General features: G+C 40.4%; 18 protein-coding genes. 15 read left to right on the plus strand and 3 right to left on the minus strand.

The annotated features are described in order from the left end of the window. Nucleotides 1-222: 222 nt before the first annotated feature. Nucleotides 223-555 (minus strand): hypothetical protein, encoded by a 333-nt coding sequence (locus ACO1XM_RS13835; protein ID WP_486229959.1) that lies wholly within the window; start codon nucleotides 553-555, stop codon nucleotides 223-225. A 68-nt stretch (nucleotides 556-623) separates the two neighbouring features. Between ACO1XM_RS13835 and ACO1XM_RS13840 the strand changes: the two genes are divergently transcribed. Together ACO1XM_RS13840 and ACO1XM_RS13845 are read left to right on the plus strand one after the other, a co-directional pair. After that, nucleotides 624-1,880 carry an aminotransferase class I/II-fold pyridoxal phosphate-dependent enzyme gene (locus ACO1XM_RS13840; RefSeq protein WP_486229961.1) on the plus strand — a complete coding sequence of 419 codons (1,257 nt, stop codon included), beginning with the start codon at nucleotides 624-626 and terminating at the stop codon, nucleotides 1,878-1,880. Between the two features lie 88 nt (nucleotides 1,881-1,968). Further along, a complete protein-coding gene (locus ACO1XM_RS13845; RefSeq protein ID WP_127123719.1) occupies nucleotides 1,969-2,145 on the plus strand; it encodes a histone H1 in 177 nt (58 codons plus the stop codon). Nucleotides 2,146-2,214: 69 nt separating this feature from the next. Here ACO1XM_RS13845 and dapA read toward each other — a convergent pair whose 3' ends face one another. Beyond that, entirely contained in the window at nucleotides 2,215-3,084 is an 870-nt protein-coding gene (gene dapA / locus ACO1XM_RS13850) for a 4-hydroxy-tetrahydrodipicolinate synthase (RefSeq protein ID WP_486229963.1), read from the minus strand. Nucleotides 3,085-3,205: 121 nt separating this feature from the next. Then, on the minus strand, nucleotides 3,206-3,607 hold the full coding sequence (locus tag ACO1XM_RS13855; RefSeq protein WP_486229965.1) for a response regulator: 402 nt from the start codon (nucleotides 3,605-3,607) through the stop codon (nucleotides 3,206-3,208). A gap of 132 nt (nucleotides 3,608-3,739) precedes the next feature. Here ACO1XM_RS13855 and ACO1XM_RS13860 point away from each other — a divergent pair, with 132 nt between their 5' ends. The 13 genes from ACO1XM_RS13860 (at nucleotide 3,740) to ACO1XM_RS13920 (ending at nucleotide 24,536) form a co-directional block, all read left to right on the plus strand. Further along, nucleotides 3,740-4,630, plus strand: a complete 891-nt coding sequence (locus ACO1XM_RS13860) for a hypothetical protein (protein ID WP_486229967.1) — start codon at nucleotides 3,740-3,742, stop codon at nucleotides 4,628-4,630. A gap of 102 nt (nucleotides 4,631-4,732) precedes the next feature. Beyond that, nucleotides 4,733-7,783 carry an ATP-binding cassette domain-containing protein gene (locus ACO1XM_RS13865; protein WP_486229969.1) on the plus strand — a complete coding sequence of 1,017 codons (3,051 nt, stop codon included), beginning with the start codon at nucleotides 4,733-4,735 and terminating at the stop codon, nucleotides 7,781-7,783. 6 nt (nucleotides 7,784-7,789) lie between these two features. Next, a complete protein-coding gene (locus ACO1XM_RS13870; RefSeq protein ID WP_486229971.1) occupies nucleotides 7,790-8,560 on the plus strand; it encodes a YdcF family protein in 771 nt (256 codons plus the stop codon). A 4-nt stretch (nucleotides 8,561-8,564) separates the two neighbouring features. After that, nucleotides 8,565-8,930, plus strand: a complete 366-nt coding sequence (locus tag ACO1XM_RS13875) for a c-type cytochrome (protein ID WP_486229973.1) — start codon at nucleotides 8,565-8,567, stop codon at nucleotides 8,928-8,930. Nucleotides 8,931-9,036: 106 nt separating this feature from the next. Further along, entirely contained in the window at nucleotides 9,037-10,827 is a 1,791-nt protein-coding gene (locus ACO1XM_RS13880) for an alpha-amylase family protein (RefSeq protein WP_486229975.1), read from the plus strand. A 1-nt stretch (nucleotide 10,828) separates the two neighbouring features. Further along, nucleotides 10,829-12,388, plus strand: coding sequence for an alpha-amylase family glycosyl hydrolase (locus ACO1XM_RS13885; RefSeq protein ID WP_486229977.1), 1,560 nt, complete (start codon nucleotides 10,829-10,831; stop codon nucleotides 12,386-12,388). A gap of 4 nt (nucleotides 12,389-12,392) precedes the next feature. Next, the gene (locus tag ACO1XM_RS13890) at nucleotides 12,393-14,330 is read left to right on the plus strand and encodes an alpha-1,4-glucan--maltose-1-phosphate maltosyltransferase (protein ID WP_486229979.1); all 1,938 of its coding nucleotides are present in this window, start codon (nucleotides 12,393-12,395) and stop codon (nucleotides 14,328-14,330) included. 52 nt (nucleotides 14,331-14,382) lie between these two features. After that, nucleotides 14,383-17,712 (plus strand): maltose alpha-D-glucosyltransferase, encoded by a 3,330-nt coding sequence (treS, locus tag ACO1XM_RS13895; RefSeq protein ID WP_486229981.1) that lies wholly within the window; start codon nucleotides 14,383-14,385, stop codon nucleotides 17,710-17,712. Nucleotides 17,713-17,758: 46 nt separating this feature from the next. Beyond that, a complete protein-coding gene (gene glgB / locus ACO1XM_RS13900) occupies nucleotides 17,759-19,714 on the plus strand; it encodes a 1,4-alpha-glucan branching protein GlgB (protein ID WP_486229983.1) in 1,956 nt (651 codons plus the stop codon). Nucleotides 19,715-19,766: 52 nt separating this feature from the next. Next, nucleotides 19,767-22,169 (plus strand): DUF3536 domain-containing protein, encoded by a 2,403-nt coding sequence (locus ACO1XM_RS13905; protein ID WP_486229985.1) that lies wholly within the window; start codon nucleotides 19,767-19,769, stop codon nucleotides 22,167-22,169. A 2-nt stretch (nucleotides 22,170-22,171) separates the two neighbouring features. Beyond that, entirely contained in the window at nucleotides 22,172-22,360 is a 189-nt protein-coding gene (locus ACO1XM_RS13910; RefSeq protein ID WP_486229986.1) for a hypothetical protein, read from the plus strand. 366 nt (nucleotides 22,361-22,726) lie between these two features. Next, nucleotides 22,727-23,272 (plus strand): RNA polymerase sigma factor, encoded by a 546-nt coding sequence (locus ACO1XM_RS13915; protein WP_486229988.1) that lies wholly within the window; start codon nucleotides 22,727-22,729, stop codon nucleotides 23,270-23,272. Then, nucleotides 23,253-24,536, plus strand: a complete 1,284-nt coding sequence (locus ACO1XM_RS13920) for a hypothetical protein (protein ID WP_486229990.1) — start codon at nucleotides 23,253-23,255, stop codon at nucleotides 24,534-24,536. The genes ACO1XM_RS13915 and ACO1XM_RS13920 overlap by 20 nt, the downstream gene beginning before the upstream one ends.

Consider the following 24,536-nt stretch of genomic DNA (forward strand, 5'->3'; position numbering starts at 1 on the left):
AAACTACAATGCTAAACAAATAATGTCAATGCACCAATGGTATTTTAAGCCGTAAAAATACCATAAGCAACTTACAAATAGTAAGTATCCCCTAAGTATCATGCACACTTTTATTGTTTGAAAGAAATGTTATAAACACTGGCAAAAATTGAAGCATACACGGTTGTATTAACGGCCACACAATTCATTAAACTTGAAGTCTACTTTGCATCCTTGTTTTCTTTAGAACAGAAAATTAAAGGGTAGAGGCCAGGCGACAGCCGTAATTTTTCCATTGTGCAAAATGATAGGCTGAAACTCTGTAGTAGGGGAGATGTGCGTATACCTAGAACGTTGCCTATCGATAATTAACATTTCAGGAAAAGTAAAAAAATCAGATCGACCTTGCCACGGGAAGTGTAAATGAGGAGGAGATGTTGGAAGGTAGAGACATGACAATTCAGTTATGAACTTTTGTGCTACATAGGCATTTGCTATCGTTTTGGTTCCTGGCTCAATAAGCTCGTAAACCTTCGTTTTGGCATCTGCAACTAAGCCTTTGATAAAAGCTTTCAAAAGAATGAGCTAACAGTCGTTATAAACCAATTTTGTTTATTTTTGCGGCAATAAATAGACACACTACCATGGTAGACTTATTTGAAAAGCTGAGAATGGAAGCAGGGCCTTTGGCTAAATACTCTCACCTTCCTGATGATTATTTCTTTTTCCCTAAGCTGGAGGGCGAAATTGGCCCCCGCATGAAGTTTAATGGGAAAACTGTGTTGAACTGGAGTTTAAATAACTACCTGGGACTGGCCAACCACCCTGAAGTGCGTAAGGCAGATGCAGATTCTGCAGCCCAATATGGTATGGGGTTACCTATGGGAGCGCGTATGATGTCAGGTAACTCTGTGAATCACCTGGCCTTTGAGAAAGAACTGGCTGAATTTGTAAAAAAAGAAGATGTAATGCTCCTGAACTTTGGTTATCAGGGTGTTGTATCAATTATTGATGCTATTGTTGACCGCAAGGACATCATTGTATACGATGCAGAATCACATGCCTGTATTATAGACGGAGTTCGTTTGCACATGGGTAAGCGTTTTGTGTATACCCATAACGATATGGAAAGCCTTGAGAAGCAATTGCAACGTGCTACCAGACTGGCAAATGAGACAGGTGGTGGTATTCTTGTGATTACTGAAGGTGTATTTGGAATGTCAGGAAAGCAGGGCGACCTTAAAGGCGTTGTAGCTTTAAAAGACAAGTATAACTTCCGATTGTTTGTAGACGATGCCCATGGTTTTGGTACTATGGGAAAAACCGGTGCAGGAACAGGTGAGGAGCAGGGTGTACAGGATCAAGTCGATTTGTACTTCTCTACATTTGCCAAGTCAATGGCCAGCATAGGTGCCTTTGTGGCAGGGGATAAGCACATTTTAAAATACTTGCGTTACAGCGTAAGATCTCAGATTTACGCCAAAAGCTTACCTATGCCTTTAGTGGTGGGAGGTCGTAAGCGTTTGGAGCTTTTAAAGACTCAACCTGAGCTAAAAGATAATTTATGGAAGATTACCAAGGCTATCCAGCAGGGTCTACGCGACCGTGGATTTACCCTGGGTGATACTACTTCCCCAGTAACTCCGGTATTGTTTAAAGGTGGGGTAGGCGAGGCTGCAAATATGGCTATGGACCTACGCGAAAACTATGGAATTTTCTGCTCTGTGGTGATCTATCCTGTTGTGCCTAAGGATGTTATCATGTTTCGCATTATCCCGACAGCAGTGCACACGATTGCTGATGTGGAGGAGACTTTAACAGCTTTTTCAGCCTTGAAAGTGAAGCTGGATGAAGGTTTTTACCGTCAGGAAGCATTGGTATCGGTAACAAAAGCTGTTTAAAAAAAGCGTTAAAAACGTTGAATTTTAAGGTTTTTCTTTAAATTGGCGTTCAGAAACCTATTTTTAACTCTTTAAATTGATAGAAAAAATGCAAAAACTCCAGGAATTGAAAGACCTGTTGGCATCTCTTGAAGGAGATTTCGACAAGTTCTATAACAAAGGCAATAGCGCAGCGGGTACTCGTATCAGAAAGGGTATGCAGGACGTAAAAAACCTGGCACAGGTTATCAGAACTGAGGTTCAGGACGTAAAGAACAAAGCCTAAGCAAGATTTAACAAAATAAAAAGGGATGGTTTAACCATCCCTTTTTGTTTTAGCAGGATAAAGAAATTGTTAAACTGATTTCATCAACTGCTGAATTTTCTTTTTCAAACCATCAGAGGGAGGAACCAGCGGCAAACGAACATCGTGCCCACACACGCCTAATTCACTCAATACAAACTTAATTCCTACCGGATTCCCTTCTTCATACATGGGGCCATTGATATCCAACAGCTTAAATAACTCCTGACTTGCCTTAGCGTATTTACCTGCGAAAGCATACTCTTTCATTTTTCTGAAATGCACAGGATAGGCGTTAGCCAGTACAGAAATTACACCAATGCCACCGATGCTGTACAGTGGAACCGTCAGCATATCGTCTCCGGAAATCAGCATGAAGTCTTCTGGCTTTTCAGCAGCTATTTTCATGCACTGTTCCATGTTACCAGAAGCTTCCTTAATACCAATAATGTTTTTATGACCAGCTAAACGTAAAGTAGTTGCTGCACTCATATTAGAGGCCGTGCGCCCGGGTACATTGTACAAAATAACCGGTACAGGCGATTTGCCAGCAATAGTTTTGAAGTGTTGGTAGATGCCCTCCTGAGAAGGTTTGTTGTAGTAAGGGCTCACAGAGAGAATGGCATCAACACCATCAAAATTGGTTTGCTTCAAAGTGTCCAGCACATCTTGTGTATTGCTACCACCTATGCCATAAACAATGGGGAGATTTTTATTATTGTTGGTCTTTACAAATTCAAGGATGGCTTTTTTTTCTTCTTTAGAAGTGGTTACAGACTCCCCCGTAGTACCCATGACTACGTAATAATCAACACCCTTTGCTGTGTGGTTAAGTAAACGTTTTAGTCCTTTGTAATCAACAGCGCCATCAGCAGTAAAAGGAGTTACAAGGGCTACGCCTGTTCCGGTAAGTTTCTTCATGTGTTGCTATTTATCATGTTAGTAAGATCACATGCCTGTGGGGCATGCTGGTTTAAAGGCCAAAGTTTACGCTTTTAGCCAAGAGTATCAAATGCTTGGTTCAGATTACTGAGATGTGTGCTTAAGAAGCCAGTTTTAATTTAAGCACTTCCAGGTCGGACTGTTTCAGTGGCTTTGTTATAAAATGTACCACATTTTTAAAAGCCAGCGCTTTGTCTAGATCACTGCGGCTGTTAGAACTGGTCAGGATAACAATGCGTACATGCTGGCGTTGAGACTCAGGGATTTCTGCAAAGTTGAGTAAAAAGCCAAAGTCGTCAATTTCGGGCATATTAAGATCGAGGAAGATAAGCTGAGGCATCAGGTCTTTTTCTAAAGACTTGAGCCAGTCCAGTGCTTGTTTGGCAGAAACAAAGGTTTGGAGCTGTTTAGAAAAATTGAACACCTCCAGAAACCGCCTCTGAATGAAAAGATCAATCTCACTATCATCAATTAACACGGCCTTGTCAACAAGATTGTTCATGGGGATGAATGATGTCTATCCTAAACATACCTAAAATAACCGTTGCAACAAAAAAACAGCAAAAAAGCCACTGCCAAATTTTATACCATTGAAAAATGTAGTAAAATTGAAAGCTTAAACGTAAACTACACCATGAATCGCAAGCATCTCATAGTTACCGCATTAGGATTCGCGTCCGTGCTCATTGTTCAATCCTGTGGTTCTTCTTCAGGTGATCAGAACAAAAATTCTGATGAATTTACAGCAGCCGAAGAAAGTCTGAAAGAACAGATTGAAGAGGTTGTGTACAATATTCCTTCACCTTCAGAGATACCTTACCTGCTGCAGGCAACAGGCGCTGAATTCAATCAAAGCCTTATTAATGCCAGAACCAAAGCAGATCAATACGCCAACCGCACCGATAAGGCCGCCCTTAATCTTGGTGTTTATGCAGCTGATATTGGTTACCTGAGCTCATATGACAAATCGCAGGAAGCGATTGATTACCTGAATTCTTGTAAAGTACTGGCTGATAACCTGGGTGTTATCGGTTCTTTTGACCTTGAAGTGTTGAAGCGTTTCGAAGCGAATATTGCTAACAAGGATTCTTTGGCCATTCTATTGAATGAAACCATCAACAAAACAGAAAGCTTCCTGAAAGACGATAGCAGGAATAAACTTGCTGCACTTGTATTAACGGGTAGCTTTATTGAAAGCCTTTACATTTCAACAGGCATTGTTAAGTCTTATCCTAAGGATATGCTTCCTACGGATCAGCGTAACCTTGTGCTTACGCCAGTAATGCGTGTTATCCTTGAACAAAAAAAATCGGTTGAAGAGCTTTTGAAGATGTTGAGCACTGTAGATCAGGCGGAACCTGTTACCGGTATCATTGCTGACTTGAAAACGCTTCAGGCAGACTATGCATCACTTAACATTGAAGAACAAATCAAGAGCAACAGAGCAGATCTTGTTTTAACTGACAAGAAGCTGGAGAGCATTACAAATACGGTAGAAAAGATCAGAAAGGGAATTACCGACTAGGTATTGAGCCCCACGCATAAAAAAAGGAACCCACAAGGTTCCTTTTTTTATTTCCAATATGGCGTAAATGCTGTATTTTCAAATCTCTTTTAACCCCATACCATGAGTGAAGATGTACTTAAAACAGTACTGCAATTATTTTCTGTTGTAGCCAAGGTTGATGAAGTAACAGAAAAAGAACGCGATCAGGTACGCAATTTTCTGGAAGATCATGTAAGCCAGCCAAAAGTCGGATACTATTTAAAGCAGTTTGAAACCCTCGCTTTGCAACCGAGAGGTATGCAGTCGGAGGAAAGTATACTTCAGCATTTATGCCAGAGCATCAGTACTGAAATCACTCAAAAGCAAAAGGTAATTATTGTATTAGAACTCACCCGCATTATTGCGGCAGACAGTTCTATATCCAAAAGGGAGGATGAACTGGTAAAGACAGTAGCCAGGAATTTTAAAATAAAGGACGAAGAGACGGAGGCCATCGAGATATTTCTGGCAGGAAGAAGTCCGGAAAGACATGATATAAAGCAGGTTTTAATAATTGATGAAAGTTCTGCTGATACTTTAAAAAATGCACATCATCTGAAAAGAAAAGGGCTCAAAGGATTTTTAGCAATCCTCTGGATCGAGTCTGCTAATTTATATTGTTTAAAATACCATGGCCAGGCCGATGTTTATTTGAATGGCTCACCCGTTAAGTCTGGTGGCTTACGTTTATTACCCGTGGGTGCAGCAGTACGCTGGAGCGATGCAGAAGATCCCTTTTACTATGGAGACGTATTGGGGATATTTAAAGAATTTTCAAAAGGACCTAAAATCACCTTTGAGGGAAAAGACATCTCTTTCAAATTTAAGAACGGAAAACTCGGATTGCGCAACGTAAATCTGGCCGAAGAATCAGGAAGACTTATTGCTTTGATGGGTGCCAGCGGTGCAGGTAAGTCCACCTTATTGCATGTCCTCAATGGTTCTGAAAAACCTTCTTCAGGTCAGGTACTCATCAATGGTATTGATATACACAAAGAACCGGGCAAGATTGAAGGTGTCATTGGTTTTGTTCCTCAGGATGATTTACTGATTGAAGACCTTACGGTGTATCAGAACCTGTATTATGCAGCCAAGCTATGCTTTAGTGATAAAGACGAACAGGAAATTGATGCATTGGTTATAAAAGTGTTAGAAGATCTTGGGCTTGACACGATTAAAGATTTAAAAGTAGGCTCGCCACTTCGAAAAACCATCAGCGGTGGTCAGCGCAAGCGACTGAATATAGGTTTGGAATTGCTGCGCGAACCGGCAGTGCTTTTCTGCGATGAGCCAACCAGTGGTTTGTCGTCACGAGACTCTGAAAACATTATTGATTTGTTGAAAGAACTTTCGTTGAAGGGTAAGTTGGTTTTCACGGTGATTCATCAACCATCGTCAGACATATTTAAAATGTTTGATAAACTGTTGATTCTGGATAATGGCGGCTACCAGATTTATTATGGTAATCCTATTGATGCCGTTGTGTACTTTAAGCGTAGCATTAACCTGCTCGACAGCGATGAGGGCGAGTGCCATACTTGTGGTAACGTAAATCCTGAACAGATTTTTAATATCATTGAAACAAAAGTTATCAATGAATACGGCAATTTTACCAACGAAAGAAAAATTACCGCAGAACAGTGGAATAAATCCTATAAGAAGCAGGAACGCATACCAGCAATAGAGCCAGTTAATGAAAAGCCTGCATCCACCCTGCGAATACCCACCCGCCTAAAACAAGCGCATTTATTTTCTATGCGCGACATTCAGGCCAAGTTGCATAATAAGCAGTACCTGATTATTAATTTGTTAGAGGCACCATTATTGGCTTTTATTTTGGCCTTTATCGTTCGCTATCATAACATTGATGATAAGGTACATGTCGGATATGAATTTGGTAAAAACCTGAATATGCCGGCTTACTTTTTCATGAGCATTATTGTGGCACTCTTTATGGGCTTAACAGTAAGTGCAGAAGAGATTATTCGCGACAGGAAAATTTTAAAGCGTGAGGCTTTTCTGCACCTGAGCAGAAGCAGTTATATCGTTTCCAAGATATCGATACTTTTCATGTTGTCTGCCCTGCAAACATTGATGTTTGTTACAGTAGGCAATTTGATTTTAGAAATCGATGGGATGTTGATCAACCATTGGGCAATACTGTTTACAGTTTCCTGCTTTGCTAACTTATTAGGACTTAACATTTCATCAGCATTTAACTCAGCTGTTACCATTTATATTCTTATTCCGTTATTATTGATCCCGCAGCTTATTTTAAGTGGTGTGGTTGTAAGATTCGATAAGTTAAATCCAATCATAGGCAATACAGCCACCGTGCCTATGGTGGGCGATTTGATGGCCTCGCGGTGGGCCTTTGAAGCAGCCATGGTTACGCAGTTTAAAGACAATGAGTACGAAAAAGAATTCTATTTCTACGATAAGGTAATGGCTTCTGCGGATTTCAAGAAGATATACTTCATACCCGAGTTAGAAACCAGGCTTCAGTACTGCTTGCAATATTACAAATCAGTTGATCCGCATATTCAGGAGAAGTTAAAGCAAGACTATGCCATTATCCGAAATGAATTGAAGGGTGAAATTAAAATTACAGGTGCAAAATCATCAGGCTTTCTGGACAGTCTGAGTATGCAGAAATTTGACTCTACTGTTTATAATCGAGTTTATAACTTTTTAGGCAGTCTTAAGAAATTTTATATCAACCGCTTTAATGTGGCGGACCGCGAGAAGGAGAAGAAGATTCATGCCATGACGGATACACCGGATAAGGAAGAGGCGTATGAAAAGTTTAAGGAGCGCTACCATAACGAATCAATTGCAGAGTTTACCAAAAACTTGTCAGAACCGCACCGTGTAATTGAGAAGGATGGTAAGTTAGTGCAGAAAATTTATCCTATTTATAAAGATCCGGATCCCGATCATATTGTAGATTTTGATGCGCAATTCTATATGCCATCCAAACACTTCCTCAATATGAACATTGACACCTTGATTTTTAATACAATGGTGATATGGTCCATGACTTTGGTTTTAGCGCTTACCTTGTATTTTGATGTGTTGCGAAAAATTATTGATGGTCTGGGTAGCTTATCAGACCCTGTTTATAAAAAATAGGTAAGCATGTTTTTTGTACTTTCTAAGTTATTGAACTTCTTAATACAGCCACTTTTTATTGTGGCTGTATTATTATTACTCAGCCTGATTATCAGAAAAGAAAAACTTAAAAAGATTTTACTGATTGCGGGTTTTGCTTGTTTGTTATTTTTCTCCAACGACTTTATTGCCAATGAAGTCATAACCTGGTGGGAATTACCCTCGCAGCCGTATAGTGAAATGCGAACATACGAAGCGGCAATTTTATTAACGGGCGTGGCACAGCATAAGAACACGGGGCCAACTGATCGCATTTACTTATATATTGGAGCCGACAGGGTAAACCATACAGTAGAATTATATAAAAGAGGCATTGTAAGGAAGATAATTATTAGTGGAGGAGTTAGTGATGCAGATTACGAAGGAACCCCTGAAGCTATTAAGCTTAAGCAGTTAATGAAAGTGATGAGTGTTCCGGACAGCGTTATTTGGCTGGATCCTTATTCAAATAACACACATGAAAATGCTGTTAACTCAAAATTGATGATGGACAGCATTCACCTGAAACCAACAGACTGCCTCTTGGTTACATCGGCCTTCCATATGCGCAGGGCATTGGCTTGTTTTGAGAAGCAAGGTGTAGGGATGGATTATTTCACCTGCGATTTCCGGTCTCGTCCACGAACCTTTAAGTTTGATACCTTGTTTATTCCAAAACTTGAAGCTGTTGTAGTATGGCAAAAGCTTTTGAAAGAATGGGTAGGTATGATTGCGTATAAAATTGCTGGTTATATTTAATATTATGAGAGTATCGTTAATTTTTTTAATTGTGTGTTTGTTCGCTTGTACGGGTAAAAGTGATAAGCCATCAACATCGAATGAAGTAACTGCGCCTGAAGCCATTTTACCGAAGGGACAAGTATTAATAGAAGCAAGTGATTGCCAAACTTGCCACCATGTAAAAAATAGTTTGGTAGGGCCTTCTTACACTGCTATCGCAGACAAATATGAGAACAGCGCAGAAACCACAACATACCTCACCTCAAAAATTAAATTGGGTGGCAGTGGTGTGTGGGGCGATTCGCCTATGTTAGCGCATCCTACACTATCTGACGAAGATGCAGCTGAAATGGTAAGCTACATCATGTCTTTTAAAAACAGTCAATAACTGCATTTAGAGCTCATCTCCCCATTTAGCGGGAACTTGCAATCGATTTCGGTATTATTTATTGAGTTTTACACAGGCATAGCCAAAGTCATTTTTATCTTTAAGAATGACTAAGAACAGCATTTACAACATTATCCTCTTTGCCTTGTTCACGGCCGGCTGCTCACAGCCTAAAGAAAAAATCAGTCCGCCTATGGAGAAGCAAGCAACCGAAAAGCTGGTCGTTTATCAGCTCATGACCAGGCTTTTCACCAACACCAATACTACGAACAAACCCTTTGGCTCTATTGAAGAAAATGGAGCTGGAAAATTCAATGACATCAACGATCAGGCATTACAGTCATTAAAAGCATTAGGCATTACGCATGTGTGGTATACGGGTATATTGGAGCATGCTACCATGACTGACTACTCGGCTTACGGCATTAGCAAAGATGATCCGGATGTGATTAAAGGTCGTGCAGGTTCACCCTATGCCATTAAAGATTATTATGATGTTGATCCTGATCTGGCTGTCGATGTAAAAAACAGAATGCAGGAGTTTGAGAGTTTAGTAAACCGCACACACAAAAACGGTCTTAAACTTATTATTGATTTTATACCAAATCATGTGGCACGTACTTATAAGTCAGATGCCAAACCTGCGAATGTACGCGATCTGGGTGAGGATGATGATACACGTGTTGCATTTAAAGCGACCAATAACTTTTACTACTTACCAGGAGAAAGTTTCAGGGTGCCTGAAGAAAGTGCGAAAGCACTTTATCCCGGCAAAGATGGTCGCTTCGAAGAAATACCAGCCAAGGTTACAGGTAATGATCAGTTCACAGCATCACCAGGTATCAATGAGTGGTTCGAAACTGTAAAACTGAATTATGGAGTAGATGTACAGAATGGAAAAATAAATTACTTCGATCCTATTCCGAATACTTGGGAGAAAATGAGGGATATACTTGTGTTTTGGGCAGGTAAGCAAGTAGATGGATTCAGGTGCGATGTGGCAGAAATGGTTCCTGTTGAATTCTGGAATTGGGTGATACCGCAGGTAAAAGAAGTAAACCCTGAGATTGTTTTCATTGCAGAAATTTATAACCCTGCGGCCTACAGCAATTATATTTCCAATGGTCGTTTTGATTATTTATACGAAAAGGTAAAACTCTATGATACACTACGCCTGCTGATTGATAAAAAGAGAAGCACATTAGATATAGATGCGATTCAACAAAGCCTGACAGGTATTAACAGACACATGTTACACTTTTTGGAAAATCATGACGAGCAACGACTTGCTTCTCCATTTTTTGCCGGCAATCCTTTTCGTGCTTTACCGGCCATGACTATCAGCGCAACGCTTGATGCAGGTCCTGTTATGATTTACTTCGGACAGGAGGTAGGTGAACCAGGTAAGGGTGCAGAAGGATTTTCTCAGGAAGATGGAAGAACCACCATCTTCGATTACTGGGGTGTTCCGGAACATCAGAAATGGGTAAATGGAGGAAAGTTTAATGATAGCTTGTTAAGTGCAGGTCAAAAATCCTTAAGGAATTATTATAGTACCTTACTTAATCTGGCTAAAAGCAATCAGGCCATTACAGCGGGAGCATACGCTGACTTAACAGCTTTCAATGTACAGAAGGCAAACTTTGGAGAAGACGTACACGTCTTCGTTCGTTATGCTGACAATGAAAAACTGTTGATCGTTAACAGTTTTAACGATGTGCCCACCAAAGTTAGAATAGAATTATCACCGGCTGTACTGGAAGCATGGAAAATAGGCGCCAGCGATAAAATCAAACTGCAGGATATTCTGTGGGGAGAACAGCAACTTGATATAGATGCAGGCTCAGGTGAACTGACGCTTAAACCATACAGTACTTTTGTTTTTAAAATTCAATAATATGAAGAAGCGAATAATATTTAGTCTGATTTCAATAATGGCCTTAGCAAACGCATGCAAGCAAGAAGAAAAAGTAGAAGTCCCTTTTCCTTATGGTGTTAAATACGAAGTGTTCGTAATGGCCTTTGCGGACAGCAATGGTGATGGAAAAGGTGACTTAAAAGGACTTACACAAAAACTGGATTACTTCAGTGACTTAGGTGTAAACGGCTTGTGGCTAATGCCTATCATGCCTTCCGACACCTATCATAAGTATCATGTAATCGATTATAAAGGCATAGATCCTGATTACGGTACAATGGAAGACTTTAAAACCTTTATTGCAGAAGCGCATAAAAGAAATATTAAAGTTATTTCCGATTACATTATTAATCATACAGGTGACAAACATCCCTGGTTCCTTGAATCGATTAAAGGAAAGGATAACCCTTACCGCGATTATTATGTGTGGGCACCCAAAGATTCTGTAGCAATGCTTCAGAAAGAAGAAATTGCCGGACCTGATACCGATAATGCACAACGCTGGCATGAAGTTCCAGGAGATACTTCTGGTGAGATGTATTATGGCTATTTTAACGGACAAACACCAGATCTGAATTTCGATAACCCTAAAGTACGCCAGGAAATTTATGATGCCGCCAAATTCTGGTTAGAAGAAGTAGGTGTGGATGGCTTTAGATTAGATGCCGCCAAACACATTTTTCCAAACAACCGCGCTACAGATAACCATGCCCTGTGGGAGGAGTTTCGCACGGAAATTCAAAAGATTAAACCAGATGCTTATTTAGTTGGAGAAGTATGGTCAGATTCAAAAACAGTGGCACCTTATTTAAAGGGGCTTCCTTCACTTTTCAATTTTGATTTAGGATACTTAATCACCGATGTAGTTAAAGCTGGTAACGACACGCTGGGTCTGGTGAAGAAATACAAAGCTATCAATGATTATTATACTTCTATTACACCTGATTTTCTGGATGCTACTTTCGTTAAGAACCACGATCAGTTGCGCATACTCAGTGAGTTGAATGGGAATATTGAGAAGGCGAAATTAGCGGCCGGAATACTTTTCACTTTCCCGGGCACACCTTATATCTATCAGGGAGAAGAGATTGGTATGATTGGTTTAAAGGTTGATATGGACAGAGGACAACGCGAATCTTTTATCTGGGCAGAAGGTATGTCAGATCCTTTGCAATCAAATTGGTACAATGCAGGCTTTAGCACGGATAAAACTGTATTGCCTTTTAGTAAACAGAAGGACGATCCTAATGCTATCTACAATTACTATAAAAAGTTTATCGCCTTCAGAAATTCAAGCAAGGTGCTTACCATGGGTAGTATTGAAGAATCAGGTTTGCAAATTAATGAGGTATTGAACTTTGTCAGAAAGTACCAGCAAGAGGAATGTTTCGTCTTACATAATGTTTCAGATGTAGAGATAACAGTACAACTGACAGGCGACTTAAAACGATTTACATCATTAGCATTTGAAACGAAAGGTGCTTCATTAGAAGCGGAAGCAGTAACACTTCCGGCCTACAGCACAGCCATTTTGAAATAATTGCATGACAAAGGCGAGAGTTATTATTGAGAATGTTCAGCCTCAGGTTGAAGGTGGTTTATACCCGGCCAAGCGAACAGTTTCAGAACGTATTGATATCAGCGCACATATTTTTACGGATGGCCATGACCATATCAGGGCTGAAGTATTGTATAAAGCGTTTGATGAAAAGACCTGGACGGTGCTAGAGTTACTTAATCAAGGCAACGATGAATGGGTGACTTCATTTTATCCAACGAAAAAAGGAGAATACGCTTTTACTGTTCAGGCCTGGATCGATCACTTTGAAACCTGGTACGATGGCTTTGTGAAAAAAGCAAATGCTAAAGTGGAAGTACAAGTTGAATTGCTTGAAGGAGCTGCGTTTTTAAAACGTTTGTCGAAAGGCAAAGATGAGCTTGAAAAGCTTGCCCTTCAGTTGGCCGACAAAAAACGTTATGCTGAGAATATTCAGCTAATTCTTAGCGACAGCTTTGGAGCAATTGTAAAAGCAAACCCTTTACGCGAAAATATTACAAAGACAGAGCAAGTTTATAGCATCATTGTTGAGCATCACAAAGCACTTTTCAGCACTTGGTATGAATTATTTCCCCGCTCCGCTTCGCTCGAGGGTAAGCATGGAACCTTTAAAGATGTAGCTCGTCTGTTACCACGCATTGCAGCCATGGGTTTTGATGTGTTGTACATGCCACCCATTCATCCTATTGGTAAGATTAACCGAAAGGGCAAAAACAATAATGTACTTTCTGTAGCAGGTGAGCCTGGCTCACCCTGGGCGATTGGAAGTGATGAAGGCGGTCACAAAGCAACCCATCCGGCTTTGGGCACGCTGACAGAATACAAACAACTGATTGTTGATGCTAAAAAACAAGGTATAGACATAGCGTTAGATCTCGCATTTCAATGTGCACCCGATCATCCTTATGTAAAGGAGCATCCAGAATGGTTTAAGCAAAGACCCGATGGTTCTATTCAATATGCAGAAAATCCGCCTAAAAAATACCAGGACATTTATCCATTCGATTTTGAATGCGAGCAATGGCAGGCACTCTGGGAAGAGTTAAAATCAGTGGTGTTATTCTGGATTGACCAAGGCATTAAAGTATTCAGGGTAGACAATCCGCACACTAAACCAATTCCTTTCTGGCAATGGTGCATTGCCGAAGTAAACAAGCAGCATGAAGATATCATCTTCTTGTCAGAAGCGTTTACGCGACCTAAAGTTATGGCTTCGTTGGCTAAAATCGGTTTCACGCAATCCTATACGTACTTTACCTGGCGCATTAATAAGCAAGAGATTATTGAGTACATGCAGGAGCTAGTGAACAGTCCTTCACGAAATTATTTCAGGCCTAACTTCTGGCCTACCACACCCGATATACTTCCCTATCATTTACACAATCAGGGAGAGAATATGTTTATCACGCGTCTTGCCTTGGCCTCAACCCTTTCATCCAGCTATGGCATTTACGGGGCAGCCTACGAAATGCTGGATAATATTTCTTGGAATGGAAAAGAAGAATTTAATGACTCGGAAAAATATGAAGTAAAGCAGTACGATTGGAAAAAAACAAATCGTATGACCGACATTATGACCTTGTTGAACAGAGCCAGAAAGAAACACAAGGCTTTGCAAAATACATGGAACATTCAGTTTCTGACTATCGAAAATCCAAACCTTCTAGCGTATCTTAAATCAACTGACGATTTATCAAGTCTGGTATTAGTGGTTGTCAACCTCGATCAACACAATAAGCAAAGCGGGTATATCCAATTACCGAAAGATAAGTTGAGATTGACGGAACATATAAACCTTAAATTACATGACCAGATAACGGATGAGCATTATATGTGGACACAAGCGTGGAACTACGTAGAATTAGATCCGAATAAAATACCTTTTCATTTATTTGAATTAACCATAAACGAATCGAACATGTAGGAAACGGGTACGCCTGATTTGTGCAGTTCTTGTTCGTGATTAACGAAGAACTATGAGTACAAAAAATACAGAACCGCTCTGGTATAAAGATGCCATCATTTACGAATTATCCATTCGTTCTTTCTACGATAGCAACGGAGATGGTATAGGCGATTTTCAGGGCCTCATGCAAAAGCTTGATTACCTGGAAGACCTGGGTGTAAACACCTTGTGGATATTACCTTTTTATCCATCACCGCTTAAAGACGATGGTTACGATGTTACTGACTATACAGATGTGCATCCCGATTATGGCACACTGGCGGATTTTAAAGAATTCCTCAAGGAAGCACACAGAAGAGGCATTCGCATTATCACAGAACTTATTCTCAATCATACTTCCGATCAACATCCTTGGTTTAAAAAAGCCAGGAAATCAAAACCAGGATCGCGGATGCGCGATTTCTATGTATGGAGTGATACACCAAATAAATACAAAGAAGCCCGTGTAATCTTTACTGACGATAACAATACCAACTGGTCGTGGGATAACGAAGCAAAGGCTTACTACTGGCACCGCTTTCATGCTTATCAACCCGAACTGAATTTTGAAAATCCTGAGGTGCAAATGGAGTTGATGAAAGTTGTCGACTTCTGGTTAAAACTTGGTGTAGATGGTTTCAGGTTATCATCCGTTGCATTTCTTTTTGAAGAGGAGGGAAGCAGTTGTGAAAATTTACCACAGACACATGCCTTCCTGAAAAGACTAAGAGCGCACATAGACCGTCATTATAAATCAAGAATATTATTGGCTGAAGCCAATCTCTGGCCCGAAGATGCTGCAACTTACTTCGGCACAAAGAACGATGAGTGCCACATGAATTTCTATTTCCCATTGATGCCACGCTTGTTTTTGGGCTTGCGTACTGAAGATAGTTACCCGATTGTGGATATCATGGAGCAAACACCTGCCATTGCAGACACAGCTCAGTGGGCACTCTTTCTTCGCAATCACGATGAGTTGGGTTTAGACATGGTAACGGATGAAGAGAAAGACTATCTCTTCAAAGCCTATGCAACAGATTCAAATGCCAAGCAGAACCTGGGCATTAGACGGAGGTTGGCACCCATGTTAGGTAATGACAGACGTAAGATAGAATTGCTCTATACACTTCTTCTATCATTACCAGGCACACCCATTATTTATTATGGCGATGAAATTGGTATGGGGGATAATGTCTATCTGGGTGATCGCTTTGGTGTACGCACGCCTATGCAATGGAACATGAACAGCAATGCTGGATTTTCAACGGCCAATCCCCAGCGCTTGTATTTGCCTGTCATAACCGATCCTGTATATCGCTTTGAATCTGTGAATGTGGCGGCTCAGGAAGAGAATACTTCATCACTTATCTGGTGGATGAAACAACTGATCGCTATGCGCAAACGCCTCAATGTATTTGGCCGAGGCAGCATGAAATTTATTGACAGTTCAAACGCCAAAGTTCTGTGTTTTGAAAGACGCTTTGACAAACAGACCATTATTGTTGTAGCTAACCTTTCCCAATTTTCACAGTACACAACACTTAAGCTGAAGGATTTTAAAAACAGTGACATTACAGAAGTTTTTAGTCAGAATCGCTTTAGCAATGTAGGTAACGGTGAATATTCCTTAACCATCGGCCCTTATGGTTATTTCTGGCTACAGGTAGACGCAGCTGAAAAGAAAAAGAAGGATGAGGAAAATACTGAACTATACCTGCATAAAACTGATATATCATGGGAACGCTTACTAAGTAATTATAATGAGGTAAGAATACTGGAACGTAAAGTACTGCAACCCTTTATGCGTAAGTGCAGATGGTTTGGTGGTAAAGCCAAGGTAATTACTAAGGTAAATGTTGCCAAGGTTACTCCACTTAAAATTGAAGGAGTAACTTACTACTTCACTATTGTAGAAGTAAGTTATGCCCAACGACTGCCTGAGTTTTATTTCATCCCATTATCTTTTGTGTCTGTTGATGCAGTAGTAGATAAAGTTGAGTTCACACCACAAAGCGTGTTGTGTCGTGCTGATATACAGGGTAAATCAGGATTTATTATCGATGCAAGTTACGACAGAACTTTCAGGGATTTTCTTTTCTTGAGCATGGAAAAAAACCACCGTGTAAAAAGTGATGATGGTGTACTGGAATTTAACGCCAGTGTTTTCGCTAAAATTGATATTAAGAATGGCGTAGAGTCTAAGATTCTAAAATCAGATCAAAGCAATACAGCGATTATCTATAACGATAAGTATTTCTTCAAGTTCTACAGGCGTATCGAGATGGAGATAAATCCTGAACTGGAAATGATGCGCTTTTTATCAGAGCACACCAGTTTCACAAACTCTCCTCGTTATTCAGGCAGTGTTGAGTTTAAGGACGCCAGTGGTAAAGTAGTTGTATTCGGCTTAATGCAGGAGAAGGTTGAGAATCAGGGAGAAGCCTGGGGTATGGCTGTTGATTCAGTGGGACGTTTCTTTGAACGTGTAATGACCAAAGCAAAAAATGAAAAACTGCCCAAGCTTGTTAATAAACCCGCCATTCGTTTTGAAGAATCTCCGGAAATTATCCAGGAGTTTATCGGTAGAGGATTTTATGAGCGGGTGGTGCGCCTTGGCCAGCGTACTGCTGAAATGCATTTGGCTCTGGCATCAGATGCATCTGACCCTGCCTTTGCACCTGAAACATTTACGGCTAACTACCAAAGAGCAATGTATTCATCCCTGCGTAAGTTGGTAAGAGATCGTTTAAATCTTTTAGAAAATTCCTTACCGAAGCTGGACGCAGATACACAAGTATTAGCCAAAAAGATATTAGGTCTGGAAAAAACCATCCTTGAATGTTTTAAAGAAGTATATGAGATACGCATTGAAGCCATCAAGACAAGAATTCATGGCGATTTTCATTTAGGTCAGGTACTGTTCACCGGCAAAGACTTTTTCATCATTGACTACGAAGGAGAACCTGGATTTTCATTCAGCGAACGCAGGCTGAAGAAGAATCCGTTTAAAGATGTAGCTAGCATGATGCGTTCATTTCATTATGCTGCTTTTGGTAAAATTTTACTGAATGAAAACTACCGCGATCGCGACCTGGAGTTTTTAGAAACATGGGCAGATCAATGGCAGCATTATGTAGGCCGTTATTATTTAGGTGCTTACATGGAACGAATGGGTATGGGTAATAAACTTTCATATGAGTATGATATGCTCGTGCGTACTTTCCTGATTGAAAAAGCTGTATATGAATTGGGTTATGAACTCAATGGACGACCAGAATGGACAAAAATTCCATTAAGAGGTATTGATTACCTGATCAGTCGATACATCAATGAAAAGGAAGAGAAGAAGAAAAAATAGATCAATAACAAATTATTTGTGTTTGATCTGATCTTAATAAAATATTATGGCGAAGAAAGCAACATCAAAAGAGCCTGCTACTTTCAGTTTGCTGACTGATTTTGACATTCATCTTTTTAAATCAGGGAAGCATTACCGCCTCTATGAAAAATTAGGAGCTCATATAGTAACAGCCGATGGTAAAAAGGGCGTTTACTTTGCCGTGTGGGCTCCCAATGCCAAAGCAGTTTCAGTTATCGGTAATTTTAATAGCTGGAATAATGCTGAACATAAGTTGAATCCACGTTGGGACGAATCGGGAATCTGGGAAGCTTTTTTTCCTGGATTAAGTAAGGGGGAAATTTATAAGTATGCCATTCATTCAAATACGGGTGAATACCTGGAGAAAGCAGATCCTTTTGCCATGTATGCTGAAATAGCTCCCAAAACAGCCTCTGTCGTTTGGGATACAAACTATGCATGGAAGGATACGAATTGGTTAAAAGAAAGAAAGAAGACTACAGGTAAACCAAAACCTTATTCAGTCTACGAGATTCATTTTGGTTCATGGCGTAGAAAAGTAGAAGAGGGTAATCGATCACTTACTTACCTGGAGATGGCCGATGAGCTAGTCGATTACATTAAAGAGACAGGTTTTACCCATGTTGAGTTTCTCCCGGTGATGGAACATCCATTTTATGGATCATGGGGTTATCAGATAACTGGGTACTTTGCACCATCAAGTCGCTATGGAAGTCCTGAAGAATTTATGTACTTGGTAGATGCTTTACATCAAGCCGATATAGGTGTAATACTGGATTGGGTACCATCTCATTTTCCAGGGGACGATCATGGTCTTTATCGTTTTGATGGCACGCATTTATACGAACATGCGGATCCACGCAAGGGCTTTCATCCCGACTGGAAAAGTTACATCTTTAATTATGGTCGCAATGAAGTAAAAAGTTTCCTCATCAGTAACGCAGTGTACTGGCTAGACAAATACCACATTGATGGTTTGCGTGTTGATGCTGTTGCCAGTATGTTATACCTTGATTATTCAAGAAAAGCAGGCGAGTGGGAATCTAATCAATATGGAGGCAGAGAAAATCTTGAGTCGATTGCTTTCTTAAAGGAATTGAATGAAGTTGTCTATGGTGATTTTCCCGATGCCATAACCATAGCAGAAGAGTCAACGGCCTGGCCTGGGGTTTCAAGACCAACCTACTTAGGCGGTTTAGGCTTTGGTCAGAAGTGGATGATGGGTTGGATGCATGATACCCTGCATTTCTTTCAGGAAGATCCCATTAACAGAAAGTATCACATGAATGAAATCACTTTCAGTATCATGTACGCTTTTACTGAGAATTTTATGTTACCGCTCTCGCATGATGAAGTAGTCCACGGTAAAGGTCCTATCATCGGGCGTATGGCGGGTGATGAATGGAGGCGCTTCGCGAATTTGCGCTTGCTCTATACTTACATGTACACACATCCGGGCACCAAACTTTTATTTATGGGGGCAGAGTTTGCACAAACGAGCGAGTGGAAACACGACTTGAGTCTTGATTGGCATTTATTGCAATATGATTTGCATAAGGGCATTCACTCACTTTTTAAAGCGTTGAATGCTTTATATAAGTCAGAACCTGCCCTTTATCAGTTTGGTTTTGAAGCCCGCGGTTTTGAATGGGTAGATTATAGCGACCGTGAGAATAGTGTAATGGTTTACTTACGAAAAACGGAAAGGCAAGAGGAGCAATTACTGGTGGTTTGTAATTTCACACCAGAAGTAAGACAGCATTATCGCATAGGGGTAGGGTTACGCGGGTACTGGAAAGAAATTTTCAACTCAGATGATACTCGCTATGGCGGAAGTGGTCTGCTCAACCAGGGGCAAATTCAAACATCACCGGTAAAATACCACGGTCGTGATTATTCCATTTCCTTATCCTTGCCACCCTTAGGTATCAGTATTTTAAAATTAGAAAAAGAAGTAGGTGAATTTGAACTTGGTTCTTAATTAACAAGCGTTTGCAAAGTAATCAGACCAACAATTATCAACGAATTAATAAATGGAGAAATATATTTGCATACACGGACACTTCTATCAACCACCCCGTGAAAATGCATGGTTGGAAGTTATTGAAGTACAGGATTCTGCCCATCCCTTTCACGATTGGAATGAGCGTATTACATCCGAATGTTATGCACCCAATGCGGCATCACGTATTTTAAATGATAAAGGCTTCATTAAAAATATAATCAACAATTATTCAAAAATCAGTTTCAACTTTGGACCAACCTTATTGTCGTGGATGGAAAGTAACGATCCGGAAACGTATCAGGCTATTTTAGAAGCAGATGAGCTGAGTAAGAAAAACTTTGGTGGTCATGGCTCTGCTATTGCACAAGTATATAACCACATCATCATGCCGCTGGCAAGCAGGCAGGATAAGGAAACACAAATCATTTGGGGAATCCGCGATTTTGAATATCGCTTCAATAGAAAGCCAGAAGGCATCTGGCTGGCAGAAACAGCTGTTGATCTTGAAACACTTGATCTATTGGTTGATCATCACATTACCTATACTATTCTGGCACCGCGACAAGCGAAAGCCTTTCGTAAGCTGGGAGAAACAGAATTCACAACCCTTAAAGAGACAACGGTTGATTCGAAAAGACCTTATTCGGTGCACCTGCCATCAGGTAGGAGTATCGTTGTCTTTTTTTATGATGGCGACATTTCACAGTCTGTTGCTTTTAATGGCTTATTAAACGATGGAGCAAAGTTTGCCTCCAAGCTAATGAGTAGTTTTAATCCAGTCCAAAAGGAAACACAACTTGTACACATCGCTACTGATGGAGAAACCTATGGTCACCATCATAAGCATGGTGAAATGGCGCTCGCTTATTGCATTGACTACATAGAGCGCACAAAGGATTGTGAGCTGACAAACTATGGTGAGTTTCTTGCTAAATTCGTTCCACAGTACGAAGCACTTATTCACGAAAATAGTTCCTGGAGTTGTGTACATGGCGTAGAGCGTTGGCGAAGCGATTGTGGATGTAACACAGGTGGCAGAAGTGATTGGAATCAAAAATGGAGAAAGCCCTTGCGTGAGGCGCTGGATTGGTTAAGAGATGAACTGACCAATATTTATAATAAAGAAGCCATTCAAATATTTAAAGACCCGGAAGAGGCACGCAACAACTACATACAAGTTATTCTTCGCAGAAATGATGAAACTATTAAAAAGTTTCTGGGAGAGCACTGCATTCGTGATATCGACCAAAGTAAGGTACTGCGTTTAATGGAGATGCAACGAAATGCTATGCTTATGTATACGAGCTGCGGTTGGTTTTTCGATGAAGTATCTGGCATTGAAACAACGCAGATTATGCAGTATGCCTGCCGTGCCATGCAATTGGTAAGCCAGATAGCAGATAGAAACCTGGAAGATGATTTTCTGAAGCGCCTGGAGGATGCGCCCAGCAATGTATCGAGTTATGTGAATGCCGCTAACGTATATAAAAAGTTTGTTATACCGTCTAAAACCAATTTGCAACGGGTGGGTATGCATTATGCGGTTTCTTCTATTTTTGAAGAAGACCCGGACTCATTTCCTGTTTTTAATTACACTACTTCAAACGAGGTTTTTGTAAAGCGTGAAGCTGGAGAGCAAAAGTTGGCATTAGGCGTAACCAAAGTAAAATCAAACGTAACCCGATCAGAAAAGAAGTTTGCCTTTGCTGTTATTTATGTGGGCAAGCATAATATTATTGGCAACATCTCCCTCGACATGGAAGAGGAGAAATTTGCCAGCATGCAGGCACGAATGGTGAAAGCCTTTGAAGAGAGCAGGTTGGGTGAGGTAATTGGCCTGATGCAACAATACTTTGGTCCTGAGAAGTACACCATCTGGCAATTGTTCCAGGACGAGAAACGGAAAGTATTCAACCAGATCACGCAACAAAGCATGAATGATCTGGAAGATTCGCTCAGAAAAATTTATAACAGAGACTATCCTTTAGTTACAGCACTTGCCAACAACGACATTCCTATACCCAATGCTTACCGCACAACATTCGAATATGTACTGAATGCCGATTTGTTAAAATGCTTTCAGGAGAAAATAAACATTAAAGAGTTTGAAAGAATTACCGGGGAGCTGGCGAAATGGAGTTTACAAATTGAAGACCCGCGTAAGCTCGAACAAATTGCCGGTAAGAGCATCCTGAAAGAATTAAAGCGAATAGGAGCAGAGCGGCAAAACCATAAGCGCGTAGAACGGTTAAACAGGTTGTTTCCTTTACTTGAACGTTTTAAGATAAACCCTGACCTTAATAAAAGTCAGAATTATTATTTTGAGATTTATACGGAGATTATGGAGAAGGACGGTTGCTCACCGGAATGGATAAAACAATTCAACATCCTGGGAGACAGTCTGGGTGTAAAAGTTGAACTATCAAATTAAGTATGACCAAGTCAAAGAAGATATTTTTGGGTGCTGTAGTGCTCTTTTTTATAGGTATCGCTTATGCCTCCTACGATATTAGCCGAAGAACAACCTTTCCAGGTTCCAAACCACAACTGCAGGAAAGGCTTAAGAAACAGCATAACCTTGGGGATTCGATTGTCACCGATACGGTTAAAACCACCAAATAAATTTGCATTTCTAACCTTCAATTGTACTTTTGAAACGATTAAAGCCAACTATAGACAAAATGCCCCCACTGTCGTGTACTCTAGGGGGCATTTGTTTTTTATAACCGTTTTAAGTTTATCGCCAAAAAACACACTTCGTCCTACCATATTTCCGGTAGTCGATAGCGATTCGTGCAACTGAACGCCAAACTATACATTTGAAACAGATTAAAGCCAACTATAGACAGGGATTATCCCCGGGAGTAGATGATTTCCGGGGATTTTCTATTTTACACCATTTCCTTTCAATAATTTCATACCTGTTGGCAACGGATTGCCAAATTCCTCCGTCCTGTTGAAAAATTAAAACTTTTAAAGAAATCCTCCATGCTCCTGCTTATTCAGGGCTGTAAGCGTAACGACCGTGACAGTCAAAGACTGTTGCATAAGCAGTACTATGGCTACGCCATGAGTATTTGCGCTCGTTATTGCCGCACCCAGGATGAAGCCAAGGAAGCGCTCAATGATGGTTTTCTGAAAGTATTCACCCGAATTGATCAATACAATGAAGAGACATCCTTTAAGGGATGGCTGCGCAGGATCATGATTAATACTTGCATTGATTTGTATAGGAAGGAAGTGAAACATTATCAAAACCTGAACATCGATAGTGTTGCAGGCGAGGTGAGCACTGTAACAGCCATTGATGATTTGTCGCATCAGGAGTTGATTGCATTGGTGCAGGATTTAAGTCCGGCTTACCGCACAGTATTTAATTTATATGTAATTGACGGATACGCACATAAAGAGATAGCCGAGTTATTGAAAATTTCTGAGGGCACCTCTAAATCTAATCTGTTAAAAGCAAGAGAGATTTTGAAAAAGAAAATTATCAAAGCGAATACAACTGTTTATGCAAAATCTATCGGATGAAGAATTGGATGATCGCATGAAGCAGGCAGGTGAGTTTCAAGACTACGCCTATGATGAAGCTTCCTGGCAGAATATAAAGGCAAGACTTGACAACCCTGCTGATGGTACGTCATGGATTGCCCCTATAAGAATTTTTTCAGTAGTTGCCTTACTATCCGTCTTGTTATTAGGAAGCTGGGTCTACACAACCAACCTTAAAGTGGAAGAAGAAATCACGTCAGTTAAAAATGCTGGTAATGATAAATCACAATTATTGACTTATAAGCAACCAGAATCAATTAGTCCTGCAACAACAGATTTAATTTCTTTCGAAAAAAGTGAAGTAATCTCCAGACCAAAGAATGTTGATTTTTCCAATGTAGAAAAACAGAAAAGAGCTTCAGTAACAAGACAAAGTCCACTTGCCTCAGTTGGCCTTGCCCACCAGGAGAACGTAATAAAAGCGTCAGCGAAAACTGCGTTGAGTATCGGAACGGATAGAAAAAGTGCCACTAAAAATACTGACCTTATTTTGCACACAGCTGAACAAGCACTGAAACAGTCAATAAGCGATCATAGTATCGCTTCACTTGCACCAATTGTCTCAGTGGTTTCGAATGACTCAATAAATGAAACACCTGCCATTGCTAATGAAGAATTATTGGAGGATTCCTTAGTTGTTGATACCGACACAGAGGAGAAGAAGCAAAAAGCAACAGGGTTGTGGAGTGTAAAATTATCACTCAGCCCGGACTGGTCAGCGCAGTCTTTTTCAACAACAGCAGCCATAGGTTTTAACTATGGTCTCGCAATTGAGTATAAATTAACCAATGCCGTAGGCATTTCAGCAGGTGTTTTGCGTACCCGAAAATACTACACCGCAGAAGATATAAGCTATGGCCGCTACACAGCCGAGTATGCAGAGGGCGAATGTAATATGTGGGATATACCTATTCAACTTAACTACTATATACCCACCAGCCGATCACTGCAGCTCTTTGGTTCATTAGGCTTGTCATCCTATTTGATGAGTAAGGAAAACTATACGTACTATCCCTATGCTGATAATAAAACAATCAGGTACAGCAGTGCGGTAGAGAATAGAAATAAAGAATGGTTTAAAGTGTTAAATCTCTCTGTTGGTTTGCAACGCCCTTTAAGTAATGCATTGTTTGTGCAAGTTGAACCCTTCGTAAAAATACCTCTGGGGGAAATGGGAGAGGGGAATATTGCCATTAGTTCTGTAGGTCTTTTTCTAAATTTTAAATATCAACTAAAAAAATAG

Source organism: Chryseotalea sp. (genome assembly GCF_057350905.1).